Origin of the sequence: Romboutsia sp., from assembly GCF_051659545.1 — a bacterium.
Taxonomy (GTDB): domain Bacteria; phylum Bacillota; class Clostridia; order Peptostreptococcales; family Peptostreptococcaceae; genus JBOFOR01.
Genome location: NZ_JBOFOR010000314.1, coordinates 1 through 10,638 on the forward strand (window position 1 = coordinate 1; position 10,638 = coordinate 10,638).

Here is a 10,638-nt window from a genome sequence, read left to right on the forward strand (position 1 = left end):
ATTAGTTTGTATTGGAATATTATGTTATAATATATGAATACTTAAATAAAAGGGGGTACAAAAATGAAATTATATGGAATGCCAATATATAAATGTCGTGAATGCCGTGATACAGGTAAAATAGAAATACCTTTAGACCATGAGTTGGATATGTTTGAGTATTGGCGAGAGCATTATAGTCAAACAGGTAATGGAAATTACGATGAAGCAAGGAGATGGGCATTAGAAAAAGTAGATACTAAAAAAATAGATTGCCCTGAATGTAATTTAAAATAAGTTTAACAAGTAGAATACTTTTCTAGTTAGATAGTATACAAAAAAGAGGTGGCAGTTTACCTACCATCTCCTTTTTTTTTGTAACAGTATATAACCAAAAGAAACATTGTCATAAATATAATTGATGCTTTAGTTTCATTTGGTATTTGATTGCATTCTAAAAACTTTACACACATTGTATTTAGAAATCCTAAGACCTCATTTAATATGTAGCTAGAAGCAAGCCAAATTAATACACTTTCATTTCCTGTTTTTTTTACCATTTGTTTCATATCTCATTCTCCCGTAACTATAAAAATTTTTTTATGCTCGAAATGACGAAACCCTACCGAACCATTTTTTAGAGAACTAAATTCTCAGGGAAAATTTTTATAAATTAGTTTGAATGAAATAGTTTGTTAGTACATCTTTCCGTAAGACATACTAACGGTTAGCTTTTGTCCCATACCTTTTCTTAGAACTTACGAATATCTTGGGACTATGTTTAAAATCCATAACCAGTGAAAAACACCTCCTTATTGGGATATTTATCCTCTTTAAAGAGGACAAGTAAATTATATCATATTTTGTAAAATTAAGGTAAATAAATGGTATAATGTAGTTTAAGATTTTCAAGGAGGGATACATATTGAAAGATAAAAAAAGAAAATATTTTGATAGAGATGATTTTTATGATTGGGGAACAGACCATGACATAATGAAAGCTTATGAATGGCTAGGTTCAGAAAGTAGAATATTTGATGCTATGTTAAGGAATAAGCCTAAACTTGAAGTTGAGGTTGATGAAGTGTTTAAATCAATGATGGATAAATATGTAGAAAAAGTAAACTTCAATATGGAAGAGAAACTATTAAAGATGATTTACTTAAATTTTTACATAGTTGCTGATGAATGTTTAGGAAGAATATATAAAGCCGTTTGTATGTATAATAGTTCGGTTGTTGCAAATAACAAAATAAGACTAGAGTATGAAGATGCTATTAATTGCGAAGATAAAAATGATATAACAGAATTATTTGTAGATAATATACTAGACCAATCATTAACAGGAATTACCTCAAAGTTAAAAGAAATAAATAAGATATGTAAGAGATATTATGAGTTTGAAATTGATAAGGAATTCATAGATGAAGCAAATATATTTAGAATAGAGAGGAACTTGCTAGTTCATTTTAACGGTATAGTGAACAAAAGAGCCGTTAATGATTTTGGTAAAATATATCCCAATATAAAGATAGAGGATGAAGTAGAATATACATCAGAAAAAATAGAAAAATTATTAAAATTATTTGATATTCATATTTGGAACTTGTATGAAAAGATAAGAGATTTTTATGACCCGTCTAGCGACTATGATGAATTATTAGATGAAGAAGATGATATTAAATAAAATGATAATTTGTTTTCAGTAAGAATCAGATCCATTTTTATGAGTTAATTATAATGAACTAAGATAGAGTACTAAACGTACTCTATTTTTTATGTTTTTGGAAGTTTAAAAATAAAATAAAAAACTTCTGAACTGAATGTTACAGTTATCGTAATTTTCTGTATAATATCAGTGTAACACAAAATAACACGATTTAACACAAAGAGGTGACGTTATGAAAGGTAAGATATTTTCTATAAGAGTTGATGAAGAAACTTATGAAGTTCTTAAATATACATCTGAAAAAGAAGATAGAACTTTAGGTAATTTATGCAGAAAAGTATTAAATGATTATGTAAGCAAAAAAGCAAATGAAAGGGTAGAATAAAAATATTCTACAAAGGTGGATACAATGAGAAAAATTGAAAAATATGGATTGGGTACAATACACGAAAATAGATATGGGGAGAAGTTCGAGATTATAGGAAAATGTGATAGAACTAATTATAGAGTTGTTAGATTCTTAGAGCCGTATCAGTATATAAATGAAGTAGATACAAGTAATATTATAGATAAAAAGGTTAAAAATCCATATAGAAAATCAGTATACAACATTGGATGTTTAGGCGAAGGAATTGATTTTAATAGGCTTAAATGCAATAGTACACATCCTTTATATAGTATATGGTCAAATATGATAAATAGATGCTACAATCCAAAACATACAAAGTACCCAATCTACGGTGCCAAAGGTGTAAAAGTATGCAATGAGTGGCATAACTTTAGTTACTTTGTAGAGGATATATTAGAAATGTATAACGGTTCTTTACTATATGAAAGTTATTTAATAAAGGACTACAAAGGCGATAAGTGGGCTTTAGATAAAGATAGTACCAATAGTAAGATATATAGTAAGTACACAGTTAAGATAATACCTATGAAATTAAATAGTGGAATGTCTAGGATGAAAGATGAAGATAGAAAATCTAAGTTGATACAAGAAATATTAGATAATGAAAAGCCTACAAATTGGGTGTGTGCAGTAGGTGAAGGTATATCTATATAAAAACGTTGATAATGAATATTATTCTGAATTAAAAATGGTGGCATATGGTCGAGTATGAAATATAAGGAGTTAATAAAATGAAAATATTAAGTAAAGAAATGGTTAAAGAGGTTAGAGTAAAAATGGATAGAGGGGTAATGATAGGTAGATATTACTCAGAAAGTAAAATCTTAAGAAGTGCTTGGATACCACAAGAATGGTATGCAGAGGAATTTAATCTTCAAACGGTAGAAGTATTAAATGAGGAAGATAAAACTCTTATGGAAGCAATTAAACAAGTATATAACGGTAACGGATTAGTTATAGATGATGCTATCTATGAAATAAGTAATAGACCTTTAACGGCTTATTACCACGATGTGGCAGAATACCTATGTCAAGGATGCGATAATGTACTAGATGATTGTGAATGCGAAGAAGTTTGTATAGGCGATTGCGATGAATGTTGTGAGGATAGAGAAACTTGTTGTTTTGAAAGAGAAGATGGTAGATAAAATATGGATTTTAGAAAATATAAATGAAAGGCTACTGGGATTAAATTCCCAGTAGGTAAGGTGATTATAATGTTAAAAAATATTGAATGTAAAGAAAAAGTATTTGAATTTATCAAAGAGCATAAGATGTTTGATAAGGAATTAGGAGTAAAAGAACAAGAAGAATTACTAAAATTCATAAGGCTTACATATAAAAGGAATAAGATAAGTGATAGGCACAAGAATGATAGTCATTTATTTCGTTGGTTAAGATTTATAGGGATTATACACTTTGAAAAAGCTAGTCTTGGAAGATATTATATTGAGATACCTCAAAATTGTAACTTTGAGGACTTGTGCAAGAAGTGTTATAAAGGTAAATGTCCACACGGGTACATAGCATAGAAAGGGTTGATATATTATGTTGAGAACATCTTTAAGAATGGCTCACAAGCCAAAAGAGTTACTAGAATATATACTTGATAATTGGGATGATGAATGTGAGTTTGTAGAAAATAAATATGATATGTTATATGGTACAGAAAGATTATCATATAAAAAGGAACTTGCAGAGATTGGTTCGTTTCTTGGATATGAAAATAGAAAATCAATATATAAGATACTATATGGTCAAACTAAGAATGTATCAATAGATAAGTATATAGGGTTATTGTCCTGGGCTTATGTGTTAGGCTTTGAAGTCGATGAAAATGAAGTGGGATATGTAATAAGTAAAAAGAGATTTTTAGGTATTGATAATATAGAAAATAATAGAAAAAAAGAAATAGAAGGCAAGCTTAGAGGGTATTTTATGGAATAAATATTACAATTTTGTTAATTTTACAAAACATACTTGTACTAAACTGTCGCCTGATTACAAATATATATGTAGGGATAAATATTCTGCTTATATTTATTCCTCTATCTATTAATGAAACTTAGTACATAGTACACCGTAGACCCAATTAAGGGTCTATTTTTATTTTACGTAGAAAGTATAAAATCTAAGAATTTATACAGAGAAAGAGAGAGGATGTTATGAATGAAGAAATAATTTATAAAGTAAATACAAAAGTATTAAAGAAAGCTATAAATGATAAATATGGAAGTATACCTAATTTCGCAGCACAAACAAAATACAATAAATCAAGTATTTATAATTGGTTCAAAAGTGAAGTAATAAGTGCCAATATATTATTTGAAATGGCAGAAGTGTTAAGTATAGATGACTTAAATACATTGAGAAAAAAAGAAATTATATATAGTCAAATATAAAAATATAGGAGGTAATATCGTGAATTGTGAACTTTTAGTAAATATAGATGATATAAAGAGTATGTTGAATATGCATCACGATGAAGATGATAATGTTTTAGCAGAAGATTTAAAATCTATACAAAATGAGTTATTAAATGGTAGAACATTAGACAGTCTAACACAAGAAGAAATAGAGGATATCAAGTACTCTATAAGATTAGAAATAAGAGAAGTATATAATGCACAAGAGCAAATTAAGATAAGTAAGTATACAGAGAATAAGAAACTTATTGCAAGTGGAGGATGGAACTTATGATGGTTGGTAGAGCTGAACTTAATAAGATAGTAGATGTAATAGAAAAGAAAACAGAGATTGATGATAATGGATTTACTATTGAGGAATATGTTGTTGTAGGTAGAGTTAAAGCTAAAGAATTAGCTATTAATTATAAGGATAAGGAGGACAGACCGATACCAATTAATATACATCAAAGAGAATTGTTAGTAGTTATGCCAAAGAAGAAGATTGATTATCACAATATGATTAAGTATGAGGATATAACTTATTCTATTATAGCTATTAAGTATATGAATGATAGAAGATATGTAAAGTTATTACTACAAGAATAATAAATAGATTGCTTAGAGTATAGAGAGTATCGAAAGATATTCTCTTTTTTAGTACCCCCTTGGGGTAATGGGCATTGGGTGAAAGAAACCGAAAGACTGATGATGGGATGCGTAAAAATAAACCATCCGAGTACTTTTTTTTAGTAGTTTTACAATTGGTTTATGTTGGTAAATTACTATATTTATTATTATACACGAATAGTGAAACAGTTGCAAATAGTAAGTTTAATTAGAAAGTAGAGGTAAAAAAATGAGTAAAAGAAAAGACCCAAGTAGGGTAACAGGTAATCACTTAAGTAAAGAAACTAAAGGTGAAATGATTGCAAAGAAGAAGGAAATAGCTAGTAAGCTAGATATAGATTTAATAAGCAATATGAATGAATATCCTAAGATATTTAAAAATCAAAGGGGTATTGAAACTAAGGAAAGTAAAGCATTGAAAAAAGAGTGGCGAAATAAATTTGATTATTATAGAAACACCATCTTTAAACAAGAGGACTATCCAGGGCAATATGCAAGTGACAATGACATTGAAAAGTTAGCAAAGTTAATAATGCTAGAATATAGAGAAATGGATTTAGTGTATAGAATTGCAACTTCATTTGATGATGAAGAACAAGGAAAACTATCAACTACTTTAGGTAAGGTATCTACAAAAATTAATTCTATAAAGAAAGCCTATCCACTAGATGCAGAAAGTATAAGTGCTTTAGCAAGTAATGTAGATACATCAATTAAAGATGTAGACCCTATGACATTGTTAGAAGAAAAGAAAGCAAGTGAAAAAGAAGAAAAAAGACAACAGTTAAAAATGAAACTTGATAAAAAGCGAAATAGTGACAGTAATAATACGGTAGGTGAGTAATATGGAACAACAAGACCTTATAGGTTTAGAATGGGCTAAACAAGTCCTTAGAGGTGAATTTAAGGCTAATAAGTATATAATACTTGAATGTGCTAGATATGTAAAACGTATTGATGATGAATATGTAGATGATAATGAAGGTAGCTACTATTACTTTGATTTTGATGAAGTGGAATATATATATGATTTGTTATCATTGATAAATTATAGTACGGGATTTTATACGGGAGAACCTATCATAAATCATATAGCAGGATTTCAAGCAATGATATTAGAAAATTTATTCGGATGGATACACATCGATAATGGAAAAAGACTTATCACAGATGCAGTTCTACTTATAGGTAGAAAGAGTGGTAAGTCTTTTTTATGTGCATTATTAGAAATTCTTCTTATGTTGACGGGTGAAAAATTCCAACAACACGCTGTTGGGGCTAAGACAAGAGATATATCTGCAATAGTAAAAAGAGAAACAGAACAATTGATAAAAGCAAACCCAATTTTATTAAAACGTTTCAAAGTACAACGAGATAAGATTATATGTAAATCCAACGAGAGTTTTATGAGAAATTTATCGGGAGAGAGCAACAACGTGAACGGCTTATTACTTACATCATATATAGTCGATGAAGTTGCTAATATGAAAGACCACGAAGTTATAGGTGCTTTAAGGCTTTCTCAAATGAGTACAAAGCAAAGGTTAGGGATACATATATCAACGGCTTATAACCTTGAAATAAATGCAATGAGGGATTTATGCGACCTTCATAAAAAGAACTTAGATGGAATAACTGACGATATTCATTCTTTTGGATTGATATTTGAACTTGATGAAGGTGATGATTATACAGATGAAAGTAACTGGGTAAAGGCTTCACCACTTCAAATGAATTTGGAAGATGGTATATCATTTATGAGAAGTGAGTTTAAAAAGGGATTAGAAGTACCTGAGAAAATGAAAGAGTTTAGGATAAAACTTCTAAATCAATGGATTAGTACGCAAGATGGTGAACAATACGTAGCTTTAGATGATTTTAGAAAATGTAGAATATTGGAATATGATTGGTACGGGAAAGATGTCTATATTGGTTTGGATTTAGCAGTATCAGATGACAATGTAAGTTTTGTAATGGCTACTCACGATACTACATTAGGCAAAAACGTATATAAGCCTTTCGTGGTTGTTCCAAGTGACAAGATAAGTGACAAGATGAAGAATGAAAAAGTTGATTATCAGATGATGATTGAACAAGGACTTTGTTATTCGTGTGGTGATAAGAAAATTGATGATGAATTTGTAGTACAGAAAGTAATTCAACTTCAAGATGAATACGGGGTAAATATAAAACATATTGGATATGACCCAGCATTCTCAAAGTATGTAGCTAAGAGATTAGATGAAGAAGGATTTGCAATTATGGAAGTATATCAAAGTGCATCGAACTTACATCTTTGTACTAAAGGATTTAAAGATGATGTATTAGAAGGTAAATTTGCATATGAAAAAAATAAGCTATATGAAGAAAATATAGTTAATACAAAAGAAGTTCGTGATGCTAATTTAAAGACAAAATTAGAGAAAAAGAAATCAAGAGGAAAAATAGATATGGTTGTAGCATCTACATTCGCAAAATGTATGATACAGGTACACGAAGAAGAAGATAATGAAATAAATGTTTTCATATTATAGAAATTAAAATAAACTACATTAGGTTCAATGAGCCGATGTGGTTATTATATTTTAGGAGGTAATTATGATTTATATATGCAGTAAATGTAAGAGTGAAAAAGTTAATATTGAGGACAAAATATTATGTCCCAAGTGCCATAAGAAATATATAGATGAACTTAATGGAGTAAAAGAGCCGAAGCAAAGACATCCATTTGAGGGTGAAAAAGGTATGAGATTTAAAAATAGATTTTTAGCAGAGTTTGGTGAGTGTTGTGAAAGATGTGGTACAACATATAGAAGTATATTACAAGTACATCACGTTAAGCCATTCAGTAAATTCCCACACTTATCTTATGATTATGAAAACCTAGATGTATTATGTAAAAAATGTAATCAACATATTGGAAATAGTGGGCTAGTGGATTATGAAAGAAAAATAAAAACGGAAACGTTTAATTTATAGGAGGTAAAAGCTTTATGAAATATACAAATTTAGATAAAGTAGTTAAAGTGAAATTAGATATCTCAAAAAATGATTGGGATAATGAAGAAAATATTCAAGATATAGAATTTAATCAAGGCGATGTAGATACATCTTACTTAGAGATTGAAGTTGTAAATAATGATTTAACGGTAGACCTAGCAAATAAGAAAATAATATGTGATATTATAAGTCCTAAGATGTGTAAAATATCTCAAACAGAATTTAATTATAGATTAGTTATTTATGGCAATGTAATTAAGCATAAATTAAATTCTGATATGATAAGTGAAAGAGGTACATATAAGATACAATACTCAATATTAGATTTAGAAACAAACGAAAGAAAATACTTAACTAGATTTAAATATAAAAGTACAGAATGCTTATTTAATACAACTGAAAGTAAACATAGGCAAGAAGTATTTATAGAGATATTTAAAGAATTGTCAACAAAACTAAATGAGGAACAAGTTAGAAGTTTAATAGAGGTAGCCGTTGAAGGTGGTATAGATTTAAGTGGATATGCAAAGGTAGACCATAGTCACAATTATATGACATTCTATCAAAACTCAGTTTTAGCAACTACATTTAATAATGGAGATATAATTTGTAGAGAAGTTGGAGGTACAATATAATGAGTTTGTCAATGTCGCCAATTCTTCCAATTAAAATAACAGGGATTGGAAAAACAATTCAGAAAGTAGATGTAAAAAATGAAACTACTTATGGTATGACACAAACCATTACACTTACATATAATCGAGATGTAGCATATCAACTTCATCATATATTGACTGGATATGATGGGTTTAGACTTGAATATAATATGTCACCTATGGATTATAAAGTGGTATATATGATAGACGAAAACTTTATTTATACAATTAGTTCTTCGAAACTTAATAGTACTACTACAGCTATACACAGGATTGAGTATGATAAAAATACTTTATTAGAAGTAAAAAGGTTTTCGACTAATCATACATTGCACCAAGATATATTTTTCTTTTGGAGGAAAACAAACGACCAAGAATATCCATATGAATTAGTGAGTAGAGATGGGTTTATTATTAATCCATCAGATACTACTGATGGTAGATGGCATTATAGAATGCACAAAGATAAAGTTAAATATATGTGTATGGGGTTAGGTCATCTTGGTTCGTGGGCTTCATCACCAGGAGTTGTTACTGGTAATATACATTATGTGCAAGGATTAATTAATAGTGAATTACACAATACTAATGCACCTTCAATAGACCCTTCAATTTCAACTAAAGCAATTACCCAGTTTATAGATGGACAAGAACATAGATTTTTAACAGAAGATATGGTTGTAGACCCTTCTAAAGTAGATGTATCTAAAGCAATAACATTACATCCATCAGCTCCAAAAATACTAACGGAAGAATGTTTAAATGTAGCTACTACATTAGAAGAAAGACCAATACTAGAATGTGTAAATCCGATAATAGGTATTGATACAACTTGTGAAGGTTGTGATAAGTTAGGATAGGCTTAATTGCTTGTCCTATTTTTTTTATGTCTATTTACTTGGGAAATATTACGAAAAAATGTTACATAAAATTGGTAAATATGTATAATTCCAATAAAGGAGAAATCAGAATATGTTTAAATTATTCAGACATAAAGATTATAAGGACAAGTACGGATTATATTATGTGTATATTCATATATACAAAAACAAGGTTATATATATAGGTAAGGGTAGCAGAGCAAGAGGTCGTGATTTTGCAAATAGAGATAGTAGATACAAGGAACACATAAATAAAATAGGTAAAGATAAAGTGACCACTTATATTATAGAAGAAAGTTTTGATGAAGAACTGATGATACAGTTGGAAATGCTTGTCCACGAATTGATTTTGTATGAAGGATATAAATTATTTAGTAAGCCACAGTTTGGTAAGCACGGATGCTTAAAGGGAAGGACTTTTTCAGAAGAAACAAAATCTAAGTTATCAAAAGCAAGAACGGGTAAAAAGCATAACCAAATATCAAAAGATAAAATAGGGGAAGCACGAAAAGGTTCAATATCAACATTAAGAAGAAATGTAGTACAATTAGCATTAGATAGCACTTTTATAAATGAATACGATAATATTAGGGAATTAGATGAATTAGGCTTTCACAATTCGGCAATAGTGATGTGTTGTAAGGGTCACCGAAATAAACATAAAGGATATAAATGGATGTATAAAGAAGATTATGCTTTAATTAATACTAATAAAAAGGAACTATAAAATATATATTAGATAAAATAAGAAAATAATGCTTGAACCTGTCCAAATCTTATAGTATCATTATCTATATAAAATATAGAAATTATAGTGCTTTTAAATAATTAAAGCCTATTTTCGCTCTAAGTTAAGTATAAGACAGGCTTATGTTATCAAACGCTAACGTATTAATATTAGATGACCCTACAAACCACCTTGACTTGGAAAGTATAACATCTGTAAATAAGGGTCTTGAAAGTTTCAACGGAGTTATGTTATTTAACTCTCATGACCACCAAATCATTC

17 protein-coding genes are annotated in these 10,638 nt (G+C 28.9%); 16 read left to right on the forward strand and 1 reads right to left on the reverse strand.

Translation table 11 applies throughout. The annotated features are described in order from the left end of the window. Nucleotides 1-63: 63 nt before the first annotated feature. Entirely contained in the window at nt 64-276 is a 213-nt protein-coding gene (locus ACRC03_RS18885; protein WP_438654158.1) for a hypothetical protein, read from the forward strand. Between the two features lie 56 nt (nt 277-332). Here ACRC03_RS18885 and ACRC03_RS18890 read toward each other — a convergent pair whose 3' ends face one another. Next, nucleotides 333-548, reverse strand: a complete 216-nt coding sequence (locus ACRC03_RS18890; RefSeq protein ID WP_438654159.1) for a hypothetical protein — start codon at nt 546-548, stop codon at nt 333-335. Nucleotides 549-904: 356 nt separating this feature from the next. Here ACRC03_RS18890 and ACRC03_RS18895 point away from each other — a divergent pair, with 356 nt between their 5' ends. From ACRC03_RS18895 to ACRC03_RS18965, 15 genes are all read left to right on the forward strand, one after another. Continuing rightward, entirely contained in the window at nt 905-1,666 is a 762-nt protein-coding gene (locus ACRC03_RS18895) for a hypothetical protein (RefSeq protein WP_438654160.1), read from the forward strand. 214 nt (nt 1,667-1,880) lie between these two features. After that, nucleotides 1,881-2,033, forward strand: a complete 153-nt coding sequence (locus ACRC03_RS18900) for a hypothetical protein (RefSeq protein ID WP_438654161.1) — start codon at nt 1,881-1,883, stop codon at nt 2,031-2,033. 24 nt (nt 2,034-2,057) lie between these two features. After that, nucleotides 2,058-2,711 carry a hypothetical protein gene (locus ACRC03_RS18905; RefSeq protein WP_438654162.1) on the forward strand — a complete coding sequence of 218 codons (654 nt, stop codon included), beginning with the start codon at nt 2,058-2,060 and terminating at the stop codon, nt 2,709-2,711. Between the two features lie 77 nt (nt 2,712-2,788). After that, nucleotides 2,789-3,205, forward strand: a complete 417-nt coding sequence (locus tag ACRC03_RS18910) for a hypothetical protein (RefSeq protein WP_438654163.1) — start codon at nt 2,789-2,791, stop codon at nt 3,203-3,205. 69 nt (nt 3,206-3,274) lie between these two features. Further along, nucleotides 3,275-3,589: a hypothetical protein gene (locus ACRC03_RS18915; RefSeq protein WP_438654164.1), complete on the forward strand. Its 315-nt coding sequence runs from the start codon at nt 3,275-3,277 to the stop codon at nt 3,587-3,589. Nucleotides 3,590-3,605: 16 nt separating this feature from the next. Further along, entirely contained in the window at nt 3,606-4,004 is a 399-nt protein-coding gene (locus tag ACRC03_RS18920; RefSeq protein ID WP_438654165.1) for a hypothetical protein, read from the forward strand. Between the two features lie 218 nt (nt 4,005-4,222). Further along, nucleotides 4,223-4,459 carry a hypothetical protein gene (locus ACRC03_RS18925; protein WP_438654166.1) on the forward strand — a complete coding sequence of 79 codons (237 nt, stop codon included), beginning with the start codon at nt 4,223-4,225 and terminating at the stop codon, nt 4,457-4,459. Nucleotides 4,460-4,478: 19 nt separating this feature from the next. Beyond that, nucleotides 4,479-4,757: a hypothetical protein gene (locus ACRC03_RS18930; protein WP_438654167.1), complete on the forward strand. Its 279-nt coding sequence runs from the start codon at nt 4,479-4,481 to the stop codon at nt 4,755-4,757. Then, a complete protein-coding gene (locus ACRC03_RS18935) occupies nt 4,754-5,071 on the forward strand; it encodes a hypothetical protein (RefSeq protein ID WP_438654168.1) in 318 nt (105 codons plus the stop codon). The genes ACRC03_RS18930 and ACRC03_RS18935 overlap by 4 nt, the downstream gene beginning before the upstream one ends. Nucleotides 5,072-5,321: 250 nt before the next feature. Continuing rightward, nucleotides 5,322-5,936, forward strand: a complete 615-nt coding sequence (locus ACRC03_RS18940; protein WP_438654169.1) for a hypothetical protein — start codon at nt 5,322-5,324, stop codon at nt 5,934-5,936. A 1-nt stretch (nt 5,937) separates the two neighbouring features. Further along, nucleotides 5,938-7,626 carry a terminase large subunit gene (locus tag ACRC03_RS18945; protein ID WP_438654170.1) on the forward strand — a complete coding sequence of 563 codons (1,689 nt, stop codon included), beginning with the start codon at nt 5,938-5,940 and terminating at the stop codon, nt 7,624-7,626. 64 nt (nt 7,627-7,690) lie between these two features. Further along, nucleotides 7,691-8,071, forward strand: coding sequence for an HNH endonuclease (locus ACRC03_RS18950; RefSeq protein ID WP_438654171.1), 381 nt, complete (start codon nt 7,691-7,693; stop codon nt 8,069-8,071). 14 nt (nt 8,072-8,085) lie between these two features. Continuing rightward, nucleotides 8,086-8,727 (forward strand): BppU family phage baseplate upper protein, encoded by a 642-nt coding sequence (locus ACRC03_RS18955; protein ID WP_438654172.1) that lies wholly within the window; start codon nt 8,086-8,088, stop codon nt 8,725-8,727. Further along, nucleotides 8,727-9,608 carry a hypothetical protein gene (locus ACRC03_RS18960; protein ID WP_438654173.1) on the forward strand — a complete coding sequence of 294 codons (882 nt, stop codon included), beginning with the start codon at nt 8,727-8,729 and terminating at the stop codon, nt 9,606-9,608. The genes ACRC03_RS18955 and ACRC03_RS18960 overlap by 1 nt, the downstream gene beginning before the upstream one ends. A gap of 112 nt (nt 9,609-9,720) precedes the next feature. Next, on the forward strand, nt 9,721-10,356 hold the full coding sequence (locus tag ACRC03_RS18965; protein WP_438654174.1) for an NUMOD3 domain-containing DNA-binding protein: 636 nt from the start codon (nt 9,721-9,723) through the stop codon (nt 10,354-10,356). Nucleotides 10,357-10,638: the final 282 nt, after the last annotated feature.

Excerpts from the sequence above, each read along its gene's own strand:
- ACRC03_RS18885 (WP_438654158.1), top strand. The coding sequence starts at position 64 with ATGAAATTATATGGAATGCCAATATATAAATGTCGTGAATGCCGTGAT.
- ACRC03_RS18890 (WP_438654159.1), bottom strand. The coding sequence starts at position 548 with ATGAAACAAATGGTAAAAAAAACAGGAAATGAAAGTGTATTAATTTGG.
- ACRC03_RS18900 (WP_438654161.1), top strand. The coding sequence starts at position 1,881 with ATGAAAGGTAAGATATTTTCTATAAGAGTTGATGAAGAAACTTATGAA.
- ACRC03_RS18905 (WP_438654162.1), top strand. The coding sequence starts at position 2,058 with ATGAGAAAAATTGAAAAATATGGATTGGGTACAATACACGAAAATAGA.
- ACRC03_RS18910 (WP_438654163.1), top strand. The coding sequence starts at position 2,789 with ATGAAAATATTAAGTAAAGAAATGGTTAAAGAGGTTAGAGTAAAAATG.
- ACRC03_RS18915 (WP_438654164.1), top strand. The coding sequence starts at position 3,275 with ATGTTAAAAAATATTGAATGTAAAGAAAAAGTATTTGAATTTATCAAA.
- ACRC03_RS18920 (WP_438654165.1), top strand. The coding sequence starts at position 3,606 with ATGTTGAGAACATCTTTAAGAATGGCTCACAAGCCAAAAGAGTTACTA.
- ACRC03_RS18925 (WP_438654166.1), top strand. The coding sequence starts at position 4,223 with ATGAATGAAGAAATAATTTATAAAGTAAATACAAAAGTATTAAAGAAA.
- ACRC03_RS18935 (WP_438654168.1), top strand. The coding sequence starts at position 4,754 with ATGATGGTTGGTAGAGCTGAACTTAATAAGATAGTAGATGTAATAGAA.
- ACRC03_RS18940 (WP_438654169.1), top strand. The coding sequence starts at position 5,322 with ATGAGTAAAAGAAAAGACCCAAGTAGGGTAACAGGTAATCACTTAAGT.
- ACRC03_RS18945 (WP_438654170.1), top strand. The coding sequence starts at position 5,938 with ATGGAACAACAAGACCTTATAGGTTTAGAATGGGCTAAACAAGTCCTT.
- ACRC03_RS18950 (WP_438654171.1), top strand. The coding sequence starts at position 7,691 with ATGATTTATATATGCAGTAAATGTAAGAGTGAAAAAGTTAATATTGAG.
- ACRC03_RS18955 (WP_438654172.1), top strand. The coding sequence starts at position 8,086 with ATGAAATATACAAATTTAGATAAAGTAGTTAAAGTGAAATTAGATATC.
- ACRC03_RS18960 (WP_438654173.1), top strand. The coding sequence starts at position 8,727 with ATGAGTTTGTCAATGTCGCCAATTCTTCCAATTAAAATAACAGGGATT.
- ACRC03_RS18965 (WP_438654174.1), top strand. The coding sequence starts at position 9,721 with ATGTTTAAATTATTCAGACATAAAGATTATAAGGACAAGTACGGATTA.